The following is a 14,882-nucleotide window of genomic DNA, read 5'->3' on the forward strand; positions in this document are numbered from 1 at the left end:
TAAAATGAAGTTTTTTTTCTGAAAACGCTAAAAAAAAAGATGACTTTAGAAGCCTAAAATCATCTTTGCGATCATCTCAAAAAATTGAATCATATTTGAACGTAACATACCCAACGGATAATCTAATAAACCTGAAAAAATCAGTGAGATAAATAATAGATTCATCCATGGTGCACCATCAATAAATTTATAGTATTTATCATCGGGTAAAAACGAAAACAATACTTTTGAGCCATCTAATGGTGGTACTGGAATCAAGTTAAAAATGCCAAATCCAGTTGAAATCAATCCTGTATATGTCAATGTATTCGATATCAAATATCCTACACTAGACATCATAAAATATGGAGCAAATTTATAGAGTGCATAAAATAAGAATACACAAATAAAACTTAATAGAAAGTTTGCGATTGGACCCGCAAAACTTGTCCATATGATTCCTGTCTTCGCATCTTTGTAGTAACGTGCATCCACGGGTACTGGTTTTGCCCAGCCAAATCCACATACTAATAGACAGACAAGTCCAATCCAGTCAACGTGTTTAAAAGGATTTAAGCTCAATCTACCTTCCATCTTAGCCGTAGGATCTCCCATCCAATAGGACACAAGTCCATGTGCCATTTCATGAATCGACATGGAAAGAACAACGGCAATGACAAGATAAATAATATTTGATAAATTAAACATTAAATCTAAAGTGCATTACATCGCCATCTTGAACGACATAATCCTTTCCTTCTAGGCGTAAGCGTCCTGCTTCTTTAATAGCTAATTCGCTACCCAATTCATCGATATCTTCAAAACGATATACTTCAGCACGAATAAATCCCTTCTTGAAATCTGTGTGGATAACACCTGCACAATCCGGTGCTTTCATGCCTTTTTTAAATGTCCATGCACGACATTCATCTTCTCCAGCCGTTAAGAATGTACATAAATCCAATACGGCATAAGCCTTTTGAATCAATTGATCCAAACCAGATGTTTCAACACCTAATTCTTCTAAGAAAGCATCTTTTTCTTCTTTATCTAAACCAGACAATTCTTCTTCCATTTGCGCACATAAGGCAACAACCTGGTTATTCTGGCTTTGTGCATATTCTTTTACTTGATTATAGTAAGCACATGAATCTGGATCCATGATACCTTCATCATCTAAGTTGGCAACATAGATCATAGGTTTAGCTGTCAATAAGTTATAGCCTTTCATCAAGATTTGTTCATCTTCATTCAATTCTAATGAACGAGCTGGTTTTCCTTCTTCTAAGATTGGTTGTAAACGATCTAATAAAGCCAATTCATCCAATGATTCTTTATCCTTGTTTGTCTTAGCCTTACGTTCGATTTTACTTCTACGATTTTCAATTGTCTGAAGATCCGCTAAAGTTAATTCTAGATTAATAATTTCAATATCACGAATTGGATCTACACTATTTTCAACGTGTGTTATATCTGGATTATCAAAACAACGAACTACGTGACAAATCGCATCTGTTAAACGAATGTTTGATAAGAATTGGTTACCAAGCCCTTCACCTTGACTTGCTCCCTTAACTAATCCCGCAATATCTGTAAATTCAAATGTTGTATAGATTGTTTTTTTTGGATTGAAGATTTCAACTAAGCGATCAATACGATAGTCTGGTACTTCTACAACGCCTACATTGGGCTGAATTGTCGCAAATGGATAGTTTGCGGCTTCTACCTGTGATTTCGTGATAGCGTTAAATAAAGTTGACTTTCCTACGTTTGGAAGACCAACGATTCCTGCAGTTAATGGCATAAATTCAATACATCCTCTCTATTCTTCTTCATGTCGAATTACTTTTTTTAATTTCTTTTCAAATTTTTGTCTAGGCATTAAAACACTGGCTCCACAACCTAAACATTTAATGCGAATATCAGCACCCATACGAATAATTTTCCATTCATTGGACTTATGACAAGGATGCTCTTTTTTCATTTCTACAATATCATTTAATCCATATTCCATAATTATTCTCCTTGCACATGCATATGATATGCATCCAGCGTATTCGATAATAACATACAAACCGTCATTGGACCAACACCTTTTGGCACTGGACTTGCATAACTTGCCTTTTTTGCAACCGATTCAAAGTCACAATCCCCTACAAGTTTTCCATTGACACGATTGATACCTACATCAATAACGACAGCTCCTTCTTTTACCCAATTTTCATTGACCATTTGAGCAACACCCATCGCAACAATTAAAATGTCGGCTTGTGAAGCAATCTTTTCAATATCCGGTGTCTTTGAATGAACGATTGTCACTGTCGCATTCCGATTTTGAAGCAACAGCGCAATTGGTTTGCCTACAAGGTTACTTCTTCCACAGACCACAGCACGTTTACCAGATAAATCTTTACATCCAATGGAATCTAACATAGCCATAACACCTTGTGGCGTACAAGGAATAAATCCTGGACGATTCGTAAGTAAACAACCAGCATTCATGGGGTGTAAGCCATCTACATCTTTTTGTGGATCAATCAATTCTAAGGCTGCTGTTTCATCCAAATGCGAAGGTAAAGGCATTTGCACTAAAATACCATCGACTTCAGAATCTAGGTTCAAACTCATAATCACATCATTTAATTCTTTTTGCGATACATTTTCGTCTAGACGAATTGTTCTTTGAAGCATCCCAATAGAAGAACAAGCCTTTTCTTTACCACGAACATAAGACATACTTGCGGGATTATTTCCAACAAGTACAACACTTAATAATGGTAGCCTTGCCCCTTCTGCACGGATATCATCAATTTTTTGTTTCATATCCGCCTTGATTCGATCCGCAAGTGTATTTCCATATATAATTTCCATTAAAATAACTCCTTTGAATCCAATACAATTGTTACTGGACCATCATTCAATAATTCAATCTTCATATCAGCACCAAAAATACCTGTTTCAACGTGCATACCTTGTTCTTGTAGTTTCTGATTGAATTGATCATACAATGTTGTAGCTAAATCTGGCTTACCTGCATTTGTAAAACTTGGGCGATTCCCCTTTTTACAATCCGCATATAAGGTAAATTGAGAAATAGAAAGAATACTTCCTTCTACGTCTTGAATGGATTTATTCATCTTCCCGTTTTCATCTTCAAAAATTCGCAAGAATAAAATCTTATGAATCATTTTATCAATAATTTCATTTGTATCTTCATTATTGAATCCTACAAAAATACAATATCCATAATCAATTTGACCTGTTATTTGACCATCTATCGTACATTTTGCGTTCTTTGCCCTTTGAATTACTACTCTCATCCTTTTTTCTCCAATATACAAACACTAAGGCTTACAATGCCCTCTTCATTTCCTACAAAGCCAAGTTTTTCTCCACGCGTAGCCTTAATTGAAACATCTTCTATATCACAATGCAATGCATTTGAAATATTCGTTCGCATAGAAATAATGTGTGGTACCATTTTAGGTCTTTCGGCCAAAATAGTCGCATCTACATTACCAATCTGATATCCCATTTCATCCATCATATCATAGATATGTCCTAATAAAACAAGACTGTTCGCATCTTTATATTTAGGATCTGTATCCGGAAAATGTTTTCCTAAATCACCTAGTGCAAGAGCTCCTAAAATACTTTCGCCAATCGCATGTGTTAAAACATCGGCATCCGAATGTCCTAAAAGTCCTTTAGAATGTTCAATTTCAACACCGCCCAAAATAAGTTTACGACCCTCTACAAGCTGATGAATATCTACCGCCTGTCCAATACGTATATTATGCATAAACCACCTTAGACGTTCTTTCAGCGCGATTTTTAAGCTCTTCGTTTCTATAGCCTAAAATACAATGTCCAATACCTTCATAAGATTCTGGTATTCCCCATTTGTCTTTTAATTCTTTACCATATTCAGTTTCAAACACTTCTTTAGCACGGTGGATCCAACATGAATCAACACCTAAGGCATTTGCAGCATTCATTAAATTCCCCATAGCCAAAGCTCCATCGTATAAATATGTAGGTGCATGAGTATCCGCGAAGACAATAATCAAACTTTTTGCGCCATAAAACGGGTCTGCCGATGAATTCATAACCTCTGCATTCTTTTTAGATAATTCTTTTACTAATTCTTCATCCTCAACAGCGACAAAGGCAAAGATTTGACGATTCATGCCACTAGGTGCACATTGCCCGGCATAAATAATTTTTTCAACCAAATCATGACTCACCTTTTTGTTATTATATTTTCTTACACTTCTTCTCTCTACAAGATTTTTATATGCTTCATTCATAATATTTTGCCTCCAAAACCACCTCATATTATACAATACAAAATCTTATTATACAAAAAAAGCCTGGCTAAAAGCCAAGCTAAAAGTTTAAAATTATCTAACAACACGAATAAATTGTGGAGATGCTGCTGTGCTTAAATATGCACTAGCAATTACAGTCTTACCTTCGTAGTTTCCATGAACAGCTTGTCCATTTCCAATATAGATAGCGATGTGGTCAACACCACGTCCACCATTGTTATAGTACAATAAGTCACCTACTTGAGGATCGTTAGTGTAGTATCCATATTGACCTGCGTATTGATCTGGCCATAATTGATAAGCATCGCTTACACCGGCATTTGCCAAAGCTTGTTGTACAACTTGTGTACACCATAATCCATCAGTTACACCTACTAATTTTTGTGCTTCAGCAGCAATTCTTTGCCCTAAAGTACTAGTTGCTGGTGTTTCTGCAGGAGCTTGTACTTCTGGTGCTGGAGTTGTCTGTTCTGGAGCAGGTGTTACATTTTGCTCTGGAGCTGGAGTCTCAGTCTGTTCTGGAGCAGGTGCTACATTTTGCTCTGGAGCTGGAGTCTCAGTCTGTTCTGGAGCAGGTGCTACATTTTGCTCTGGAGCTGGAGTCTCAGTTTGTTCTGGAGCAGGTGTTACATTTTGCTCTGGAGCTGGAGTCTCAGTCTGTTCTGGAGCAGGTGTTACATTTTGCTCTGGAGCTGGAGTCTCAGTCTGTTCTGGAGCAGGTGCTACATTTTGCTCTGGAGCTGGAGTCTCAGTCTGTTCTGGAGCAGGTGCTACATTTTGCTCTGGAGCTGGAGTCTCAGTTTGTTCTGGAGCAGGTGTTACATTTTGCTCAGGAGCTGGAGTCTCAGTTTGTTCTGGAGCAGGTGTTACATTTTGCTCTGGAGCTGGAGTCTCAGTCTGTTCTGGAGCAGGTGTTACATTTTGCTCAGGAGCTGGAGTCTCAGTCTGTTCAGGAGCAGGTGTTTCTGCTGGAGTTTCAGTTGTAGTTACCGGAGTTTCAACTACTTCTGCGGCTTTTTGTTCTGTTTCTTCTTTTACAGCTTCTTGACTAGCTGTTGCCACTGTTTCTTTCACTTCCCCTGTAATGTTACTTGAAACGCTAGCTGTTGTTGCTTCTTCAGTCTTTGAAGAATTTACTGTTCCATCTTCTGAAAAATAGTAAGATTTTCCTTCGATTTCTTGCCATCCTTTTGCCACAGTTTTATCTTCATTGACATAGCGATCACCATGCCATCCTGGTTCTTCCTTAGCTGCAACTACTGTTGCCACAACAGGGAAAGCAGATGCTACACATAAAATCGCTGCAACTTTTTTACCATTATTTTCTACAAAGTTCATTTTATTCTACCCCCTATTTAAAATAGTTCATGACTAGTTTACCACGAAACCACCTCACAAACAACCCTAAATTATTTTTTTGGTTAGCATCTGTCAAAAGAAAAGGCCTCGTTTGAGGCCTAAATTATCATTAATTATTTTGTTTTTTCAATGATTTCTGTGAAGCTATCTTCTTTCAAACTAGCACCACCAATTAATGCACCATCAATATCTGGTTGAGCCATATATTCAACGATGTTATTAGGTTTAACACTTCCACCATATTGGATACGTACTTTTTCAGCAGCTTCTTCACCATACATAACCTTAACTTGGTCACGTACGATCTTACAGCAGTTTTCAGCAATTTCAACTGAAGCAGATTTTCCAGTTCCGATAGCCCAGATTGGTTCGTAAGCAATTACCATTTCACCAACACATTTTGGACATAAGTCAGCTAAAGAACCAGCTAATTCTTCACGAATTACTTTTTCTGAGTTTCCAGCATCGTAATCAGCTTCTGTTTCACCAACACATAAGATTGGAGTGATTCCAGCTTTAATTAAACGTTTTGCTTTTTTGTTTACTGTTTCATCAGTATCACCGAACATTTCACGACGTTCTGAGTGACCGATAATGCAGTATTTAACTCCCATTTCTTCTAACATAGGAACACTAACTTCACCAGTGAAAGCTCCACTATCTTCAAAGTGGCAGTTTTCAGCAGCTACAACTAAGTTTTTAGCGTGATCCAATGCAGTTCTTAAATCAGTAAATGGACATCCAATTCCATAAGTAGCATTTTCGCTAGCAGCAACACCATCAACAGCTTCGAAGAAAGCTTTTGTTTCAGCGTTGTTTTTGTTCATTTTCCAGTTTCCAACGATAATAGGTTTTCTCATCTTAAGTACATCTCCTTATTACTTTTCGCTGATAATAGCGATACCAGGTAATGTTTTACCTTCCATATATTCCAAACTAGCTCCACCACCAGTTGAAACGTGAGAGAATTTGTCTGCATATCCTAATTGTTTTGCAGCAGCAGCAGAGTCTCCACCACCGATTACTGTAATAGCTTCTGGTAATTCAGAGATAGCTTTACATACTTCTTCAGTACCTTTAGCGAATTTAGGCATTTCGAATACACCCATAGGTCCATTCCATACTACAGTTTTAGCACCAGCTAAAGTTTCTTTGAACAATTCAACAGATTTAGGACCAATATCTAATCCCATCCATCCATCAGGAATTTGTCCAGCATCAGCAACACTAGTGTTAGCTTCTTCACTGAATGCATCAGCGATTACGTTATCTACAGGAAGAACTAATTTGTCTCCAGCTTTTTCTAAATATTCTTTTGCCAAATCCAATTTGTCATCTTCAACTAATGAAGTACCGATTGAACCACCAACAGCTTTAGAGAATGTATAAGCCATTCCACCACCGATGATAACTTTGTCAGCTTTTTTCAATAAGTTGTCAACAACATCAATCTTACTAGATACTTTAGATCCACCAATGATAGCTACAAATGGGTGAGCTGGTTCATCAACAGCTTTTCCTAACATTGTAACTTCTTTTTCAACTAAGAATCCTAATCCGTTTTCTTTAATGTTTGTAGGGATACCTACAGTAGAAGCGTGAGCACGGTGAACAGATCCGAATGCATCTTCAACGAATACTTCACCTAAACTAGCCCAATATGCACCTAATTCAGGATCGTTTTTACTTTCGCCTTTTTCATAACGAGTATTTTGCATTAATACGATTTCACCATCAGCTAATGCATTTACAGCGTTTTCTAATTCTTCACCACGAGTTACTGGGCAGAAAGTTACTTTTACATCTGGTAACAATTCTTGTAAACGCACGGCTACGCATTCCAAGTTGTTTTTAGCTTTGTCTTCTTCAGTCTTAACTTTTCCTAAGTGAGACATCAAAATAACTCTAGCTTTGTTTTCTACTAAATATTTAATTGTAGGTAAAGCCATTACGATACGGTTATCATCAGTGATAACACCATCTTTTCTTGGCACGTTAAAATCACAACGTACGATGACCTTTTTTCCAGCTACATCAAGGTCTTTAACAGTTCTCTTTGTCATGTATATTCCTCCTACTGTCATTTTTGCACATCCATTATATCACTACATAAATTGATTGACTAGTTTTTCACAAGTAAAATATTTCACAAAAAGCGCTTACATCACTTACTTGTGGTAATTACGACCATTATTGATCATAAAACCACGATAAATCTGTTCCAACATCAAGACACGGGTCATTAAATGCGTAAAAGTTAGATCCGATAATTTCCAACGATAATTCGCTCTAGAAACTAATTTTTCACTTGGTCCAAGACTTCCCGCAATCACAAAGACAATATTTGAATACTTCATTTGCCACATATCCAAATTTTTCGCAAACGACTCAGAATCAATCATCTTTCCATGAAGATCAAGCAATACCACAAAATCTTGATCTGATAATTTTTCTAGAACACGATTTCCCTCTTTTTCTTTCACCAATAAGACTTCAGCTTCTCTAGAAACATGTTCATTTGCTTCATCCTTGACTTCGATTTCGCTAAACTTACAAAATGCCGACAAACGCTTCATATATTCTTTCTCTAAAGACTGTAAAGCCTTATCTTTATTCTTACCAATCGCAATTAATTTAATCACAATACCCCTCCATCATTATTCTCTTGAATATCTTTCACAAAATAATCATACCGATCCAAAAATAATTTCATTATTTGATAGCTAGACGTAGATTTATAATTCACTTCTTCTACCCTATCTTCATCAAATGATAAGATTTGTGCATTGGGAAAACCCAATAATATAGGTGAATGTGTCGCAATGATAAATTGACAATTTTGTTTCACACATTCCTCAATCAAGTATAATAATGCCAATTGATTCTGACAAGATAAAGCCGCTTCCGGTTCATCCAAAAAGTAAAGTCCATTTTTATTCGTTTGTTTCATCAATACAGAAAAGAAACTTTGACCATGCGATTGATCATGATATCTTTCAGACAAAACACCACTATACTCCATTTCTTTTGTCGCGACATTATAGAAGCTTTCTGCACGCAAGAAATACATCCAATCCGGTTTTCTAGAACGCCACAAACGCATATGTTCATGCAATCTAGAATACGAATCATACGTAGAAAAATTATAGTTTCTTGTTCCACCTTCTGGATTCAATCCATTTTTAATCGCAAGAGCCTCTAATAAAGTGGATTTACCACTTCCGTTTTCTCCACAAAAGAAAGTGACCGGCTTATTAAACATGAATTGATCAATACTTCGAATACTTTTAATATCGGCCACATAATCATCAATTTCATCCCACAAGATGTCAAATCCATTTATAAACATATATATCACCTAAAAAAAATAGTACTCTATTCGAGTACTAAATTCCATGATGATTTACATAATAAATATAGATACATAATCCAATCAAGATAAATCCCAATATCCAATTAAGCATTTCTTTTTACAATTCCATAATAGACTTTTGAAGTTAATACATAAATCACAATGTAGACTAGGGCAAAAGCCACAAAACACATAGATGTTGTTCGAACATAAAGCCATGAATCGCTCACAAACAACAAATGAAGTAACTTTTCAATCATTGGATACGCAAAACAAACATGAAGTCCTGCAACAAGTAATGGCATAAAGAATACCGTCAGTACTTGTGAATGAATAGCCTTCTTTACATCACTTTGTTCTAGACCTACTTTTTGCATAATTTCAAAACGATCCTTATCTTCATAGCCTTCAGTAATCTGTTTGTAGTACATAATCAGAATGGTTGCCATGATAAATAAGAAGCTTAAGAAGATTCCAATAAATAAGATGCCTGCATATAATTCAATCAAACCTTGTTTCTGATCCGATTTATTTGTCCAAATAAAATTATTTATATTTCCATTTTGAGTTAATTTTTCAATAACCCTACGATCATTCGCATCACAATCAAATGAATAACTAGCATATATTGTACTCGCGTCGTCGCCATACACATTTGTCTGATCTTCTTGCATCGTTTCTAAAGTCTTTTCTGAATCCACAATAATATAATAATGCTCTGTCACATTGGGATTTCTTTCATCCATCTTCAAGTGGTCTAATTGTTTCTTCACAACATATTCTTTTCCAAATAAAGATAAAGTTTTCGCTTTAGCCTTTTCTACATTGGAATACACATAGATTTCATTTGGCTTTAAAGAACCCTTAATATTTTCATAATCTTGAATATCTTTTAATGGAAGACAATAAAATTCTTGAATTTCATTTACGGCATTAATTCCCTCATCACGATAATCTGTAATCAAAGTGCCATTCTTTAAATATCCTGCATAACCCAACTCTTTATACGCAAGAAGATTCTTTGGAACAATGCCCATACGAATCAATTCTTCACTCATTTCATCAAAATCAATATTGGCAGCTTCCCCATATCCTGTTCCAATAAAATCTCTTGGATATTGTGAATCCACAACACGATCAATACTTGACCACATGCTAAGGGTTGACGACAACATGACTAAAACCATTGTTGAAAGAATACAAATATTCGCAAGTCCTACGGCATTTTGTTTCATACGATACATCATGCCAGAAATACTAATAAAGTGATTCGTCTTATAATAGTAATTCTTGTTTTTCTTCATTAATTTTAAGAAAGTGACCGAAATCGATGTAAATAATAAATACGTTCCAATAATGACAAGTACTACAGCCACAAAAAAGACGTAGAGTGCGCTTAAAGGATTTTTAGTAGTAATTGATAAATAGTATCCAATACCTAGACAAAGAATACCAATAATGGAAAGAAACCATTTGGCCTTAGGCTCTTTTTCACCCATATGATCGGAATGAAGCAATTCAATCGGACTTGAAATATGAATACGAATCATAGAATAGAAATAGATCAATACATAAATCAATCCAATCACAAGAACACATTGTCTCATACCTATAAAAGAAAAGTAGAAGCCGAGTATAATATCTGCACCAATCATTTTTGCGATAACCAAAAACATCGCTTTATCCAGTAAAACACCTAATCCAATTCCTAAAATTAATGAAACAAGTAGAGTTATTAATGTTTCATAAAACAAAACTCGAGCTAAGTGTTTCTTTTCCATTCCCAATATAGAGAATAATGCGAATTCTTTTTGTCTTCTTTTAATCAAGAAACTATGTGTATAGAACAAGAAAATAAACGCAAAGATTTCAATAATCACAGTGCCAAAACCTAATAACTGCTTTATAGATGCTCCTCCTACAATTTCATTTAAATGTGGATTATTTGCCAAAGAAACAACCATATACAACATCATTGTCGTTAAGACACTCGTTAATATATAAGGAATGATGGTACGCGCATTCTTCTTCAAATTATCTACAGCTAAATTTAAATAGAAAGCTCTACTCATGATGCACACCACCTGTAGCTAATAATGTCAACGTATCACTAATACATTGGTACATCTGATCTAAATTCTTATTTCCCTTATAAATTTCATGGAAAATTATTCCATCCTTAATAAACAGAACGCGAGAAGCGTGACTTGCTGCCTTTGTCGAATGAGTAACCATTACGATTGTTTGTTGATTCGCATTGATTGTTCCAAATAAATGTAAAAGTTCCTCTGTACTCTTTGAATCCAAAGCTCCCGTTGGCTCATCGGCCAAGATTAGATCTGGATTTGTGATGATAGCACGAGCTACAGCTACACGCTGCTTTTGTCCACCACTAATTTCATATGGAAACTTATCTAAAATACCCTCAATCCCTAATTGTTTTGCGATAGGATCCAATCTTTTTTTCATTTCTGGATATTTTTTCTTACTTAAAACCAAAGGCAAGAAAATATTATCGCGATTATTAAAATTATCTAATAAGTTAAAATCTTGGAATACAAAGCCCAAGTGTTCTCTTCGAAAGTTCGCAATTTCTTTTTCTGAAATATGCGTAATATCTTTACCATGTAATAAGACTTGTCCACTTGTTGGTTTATCTAAAGCTGCCAAGATATTTAATAGTGTTGTCTTACCAGATCCAGACTCACCCATAATAGCGACATATTCGCCTTTATTCACACTAAAGTTTACGTTGGTCAATGCCTGTACTTGATTCTGTGTAAATCTTGTTGTATATACTTTTTTTAAATTTTTTACTTCCAATAATGCCATATTCATTACCTCCATGTACACCAAAATTCTACAAAGAATTCAAAAATGCAGCCATCGATTCAGCTAACACTATTCTTACAAGATTGTAAGATTACTCAATTCTTCCTTCAAAATGCGTAAGGTCTAATATCACTCGAGTGCCCTTACCTACATTAGATTCAATCGTTATTTTATGATTCAGCATATCTAAAATATTTTTACATAAATATAGACCTAAACCACTTGCCGTTTTATCACTACGTCCATTTATACCTGTATATCCTTTTTCAAACACACGACTTAGATCACTTGCACTAATACCAATACCCGTATCTTCAATAACTAAAACATGTTTAGACTTCATATATATAGATATCAAACCATTTTCATTGGTATATTTAAGACTATTCGAAAGAATTTGTTCCAACACAAACACAAGCCACTTTTCATCACTCAAAATAACATCCCCGGTTTCTTTAAAACTCAACTGAATGTGTTTACGAATAAATTCTGTAGAAAAGCGACGAATCGATTGTCGAATCAAATCATCCAACTCCAATTCTTTAAATAAGAAATCAGTATGCGTACTATGTAAGCGTAAATAGGCTAAAACCATATCTGTATATTGATCCATACGTAAGAGTTGTAACTTAATTTCATTACGACTCAATTCCTCATCTTCAAGTAGTAATTTCATAGCGGCAATGGGAAGCTTAGCCTGATGTACCCACATCGTAAAATAATCTTCTAGATCATGCATTTTGTTTTCTGAAGAAATAACATACTCATCATGATTGTCTTTCATAGCCACTAAGATTTTATGATAATCTTCTCCCATCAATGAAAAATCTCGAAGATCACAAGACAAAGAAACATTACTATTGGATTGAAGTGTTACTAAGGTTTGGTGTTTCTTATAATATTTGTAGTAATCCCAAAAGAAACAAACCACCAATAATACACATAAAATCATAAAGGCATATGTAAAAGCTTCAAGTTCTAAATTATAGAGTTTAAATACAACATAACATGTAAAAAGACTAAAAGTATATATAACTATAAACAAACGTCGATCTTTTAAATAATGACTAAACAACTTCATATCTTATATCCCAATCCTTTTTTTGTTTGAATAAAATCCACAATGCCAATACTCTCTAACTTTTTACGCAAACGATTCACATTCACACTTAGTGCATTTTCATCCACATAAAAGTCCGTCTTCCACAAATATTCCATTAAACTATCTCGAGATACAATCGTCCCCTTCTTTTCCATAAGTAAACGTAGGATCTTAGCCTCATTCTTACTCAGTTCAATTTGAGAAGATTGAAAACATACCGTATTATCATCTAAATTAAAGCGTACACCTTGATATTCAAGGATATTATGATTAGATACAAAGTCATAACTACGTCTTAATATTGCCGTAATTTTAGCAGCTAGAACATTTAAATCAAACGGTTTACATACAAAATCATCCGCACCCTTAGAGATAGCCATCACAATACTCATATTGTCTGTAGCACTTGAAATAAAGATAATTGGAACTTTGGATCCTTCACGAATCTTTTCCGTCCACAAATATCCATTCAAATAAGGCAGTGTTATATCCATTAATACTAAGTCTGGATTGAAAGATTGAAATACATCCATCACATTATAAAAATCAACAACTCGATTAACATCATAGTTCCAAGATTTAAGAAACGATTCTAACTTTTTTGAGATGAGTTCATCATCTTCTACAATCATTATTTTATACATAGTCTCACCCACTTTATTATACTGCATAAACTAATAAATCTTTCTAACAATGCTGTAAGATAAAACAAAGAGGAAGCGATAGTATGATCTATCTTCAAATGTGAATTCTCATTCTAGAAATCGGATTATGTTATTTAATTAACAACGTATTAAAGGATACATTAAACAAAAAATACGATACGCCATTTGTATCGCATTACTATTAAATTGTTGAAATATGCGTACATATAAAGCTATGTGAGCTATACATAATTTGTATTATTAATCGTATTCAAGAAAAGAAAACCAATATTCTGCATAATAGTATCAGCTACCATATCCACATCCATCGTTACTTTTGGCTCTGTGAATATGTATACCATCCATAAAACCACCTACAACATCACAACCACAAAAGAAATCACAAACACCAAATTTCTATCTACTTGGCAAAGACTTCGTAGATGAATACACATACAAATATGATATGGAAATCCTATTTAAGAAACTCAGAAGACTTACTAAAGTAGCCCCCCTATTTATTTTGTATATGGCAATCATAAAAGCAAGACAAAATTCACAAGAAATAAACTCAATCACAAAATCACTAAAAACAATATTATCATTCTAAATGATCAAGAAGTACATTTAAACAACATAACTCTAATCGGCAGAAAAGACTACACAAACAAAAATCATTAGCTCAGGCCTTGTTGGTTGGGGTTTTACAATGAGAACAGAGGGTATATGTGAGTATGCGGTAGTCAATGTCACACAAGAGAAATAAACGATATTCTAGCAAAAATCTTTATGGTAACAAAACTCTTTCCATATTGCATGACACCTTCAGTTGGTTCTGTTCTAGCAAAAATTCATATGGTAACAAAACAATCTTCATGACTTTAACTTTCTCTCCTTTGTTCTGTTCTAGCAAAAATTCATATGGTAACAAAACTTCGTCCACTGTTTGACCGGATTCGTTTTTGTTCTGTTCTAGCAAAAATTCATATGGTAACAAAACAATAAGCAATCGTGTACTTCGGCATCTGAAGTTCTGTTCTAGCAAAAATTCATATGGTAACAAAACGTTCAAAATATCAATCAATGTTTTGTCTTGGTTCTGTTCTAGCAAAAATTCATATGGTAACAAAACTTGATAAGACAGACTTTGCAAAGCGTTTATGTTCTGTTCTAGCAAAAATTCATATGGTAACAAAACATATACTCAACTATTACATCAAAGACATGAGTTCTGTTCTAGCAAAAATTCATATGGTAACAAAACTAGACAAGACAGACTTTGC

At 34.7% G+C, this 14,882-nt stretch carries 16 protein-coding genes and 1 CRISPR repeat array; all 16 genes read right to left on the reverse strand.

Features of this window, described 5'->3' with window-relative positions:
• Positions 1-45: 45 nt before the first annotated feature.
• Positions 46-687, reverse strand: a complete 642-nt coding sequence (locus tag KTQ83_RS02615; RefSeq protein ID WP_186998328.1) for a site-2 protease family protein — start codon at positions 685-687, stop codon at positions 46-48.
• Positions 680-1,783 carry a redox-regulated ATPase YchF gene (ychF, locus tag KTQ83_RS02620; RefSeq protein ID WP_117570827.1) on the reverse strand — a complete coding sequence of 368 codons (1,104 nt, stop codon included), beginning with the start codon at positions 1,781-1,783 and terminating at the stop codon, positions 680-682. Before ychF ends, KTQ83_RS02615 begins: the two co-directional genes overlap by 8 nt.
• 18 nt (positions 1,784-1,801) lie before the next feature.
• A complete protein-coding gene (locus KTQ83_RS02625) occupies positions 1,802-1,993 on the reverse strand; it encodes a DUF951 domain-containing protein (protein ID WP_117570826.1) in 192 nt (63 codons plus the stop codon).
• A 2-nt stretch (positions 1,994-1,995) separates the two neighbouring features.
• The gene (folD, locus tag KTQ83_RS02630; RefSeq protein WP_217256012.1) at positions 1,996-2,850 is read right to left on the reverse strand and encodes a bifunctional methylenetetrahydrofolate dehydrogenase/methenyltetrahydrofolate cyclohydrolase FolD; all 855 of its coding nucleotides are present in this window, start codon (positions 2,848-2,850) and stop codon (positions 1,996-1,998) included.
• A complete protein-coding gene (gene dtd / locus KTQ83_RS02635; RefSeq protein ID WP_117923915.1) occupies positions 2,850-3,299 on the reverse strand; it encodes a D-aminoacyl-tRNA deacylase in 450 nt (149 codons plus the stop codon). The genes folD and dtd overlap by 1 nt, the downstream gene beginning before the upstream one ends.
• Positions 3,296-3,781, reverse strand: coding sequence for a 2-C-methyl-D-erythritol 2,4-cyclodiphosphate synthase (gene ispF, locus KTQ83_RS02640; RefSeq protein ID WP_217256013.1), 486 nt, complete (start codon positions 3,779-3,781; stop codon positions 3,296-3,298). Before ispF ends, dtd begins: the two co-directional genes overlap by 4 nt.
• Positions 3,774-4,289 carry a nitroreductase gene (locus KTQ83_RS02645; RefSeq protein WP_117923911.1) on the reverse strand — a complete coding sequence of 172 codons (516 nt, stop codon included), beginning with the start codon at positions 4,287-4,289 and terminating at the stop codon, positions 3,774-3,776. Before KTQ83_RS02645 ends, ispF begins: the two co-directional genes overlap by 8 nt.
• 93 nt (positions 4,290-4,382) lie before the next feature.
• Entirely contained in the window at positions 4,383-5,648 is a 1,266-nt protein-coding gene (locus KTQ83_RS02650) for a C40 family peptidase (protein WP_217285020.1), read from the reverse strand.
• 134 nt (positions 5,649-5,782) lie between these two features.
• Complete coding sequence (tpiA, locus tag KTQ83_RS12205) at positions 5,783-6,529, reverse strand: triose-phosphate isomerase (RefSeq protein WP_003864374.1); 747 nt, start codon at positions 6,527-6,529, stop codon at positions 5,783-5,785.
• A gap of 18 nt (positions 6,530-6,547) precedes the next feature.
• The gene (locus tag KTQ83_RS12210) at positions 6,548-7,732 is read right to left on the reverse strand and encodes a phosphoglycerate kinase (protein ID WP_117926647.1); all 1,185 of its coding nucleotides are present in this window, start codon (positions 7,730-7,732) and stop codon (positions 6,548-6,550) included.
• A gap of 105 nt (positions 7,733-7,837) precedes the next feature.
• Complete coding sequence (locus KTQ83_RS02660; protein WP_186998332.1) at positions 7,838-8,311, reverse strand: 23S rRNA (pseudouridine(1915)-N(3))-methyltransferase RlmH; 474 nt, start codon at positions 8,309-8,311, stop codon at positions 7,838-7,840.
• Positions 8,308-9,018: an AAA family ATPase gene (locus tag KTQ83_RS02665; protein ID WP_217256015.1), complete on the reverse strand. Its 711-nt coding sequence runs from the start codon at positions 9,016-9,018 to the stop codon at positions 8,308-8,310. The genes KTQ83_RS02660 and KTQ83_RS02665 overlap by 4 nt, the downstream gene beginning before the upstream one ends.
• A gap of 107 nt (positions 9,019-9,125) precedes the next feature.
• Complete coding sequence (locus tag KTQ83_RS02670) at positions 9,126-11,093, reverse strand: ABC transporter permease (protein ID WP_217256016.1); 1,968 nt, start codon at positions 11,091-11,093, stop codon at positions 9,126-9,128.
• On the reverse strand, positions 11,086-11,853 hold the full coding sequence (locus KTQ83_RS02675) for an ABC transporter ATP-binding protein (protein ID WP_217256017.1): 768 nt from the start codon (positions 11,851-11,853) through the stop codon (positions 11,086-11,088). The genes KTQ83_RS02670 and KTQ83_RS02675 overlap by 8 nt, the downstream gene beginning before the upstream one ends.
• A gap of 91 nt (positions 11,854-11,944) precedes the next feature.
• The gene (locus KTQ83_RS02680; protein WP_217256018.1) at positions 11,945-12,934 is read right to left on the reverse strand and encodes a sensor histidine kinase; all 990 of its coding nucleotides are present in this window, start codon (positions 12,932-12,934) and stop codon (positions 11,945-11,947) included.
• The gene (locus tag KTQ83_RS02685; protein WP_244975740.1) at positions 12,931-13,626 is read right to left on the reverse strand and encodes a response regulator transcription factor; all 696 of its coding nucleotides are present in this window, start codon (positions 13,624-13,626) and stop codon (positions 12,931-12,933) included. Before KTQ83_RS02685 ends, KTQ83_RS02680 begins: the two co-directional genes overlap by 4 nt.
• An 805-nt stretch (positions 13,627-14,431) precedes the next feature.
• Positions 14,432-14,863: direct repeats of the CRISPR family, unit length 36 nt; unit sequence GTTCTGTTCTAGCAAAAATTCATATGGTAACAAAAC.
• Positions 14,864-14,882: the final 19 nt, after the last annotated feature.

This window comes from Holdemanella porci (assembly GCF_019052655.1).
Classification (GTDB): Bacteria; Bacillota_I; Bacilli_A; order Erysipelotrichales; family Erysipelotrichaceae; genus Holdemanella; species Holdemanella hominis.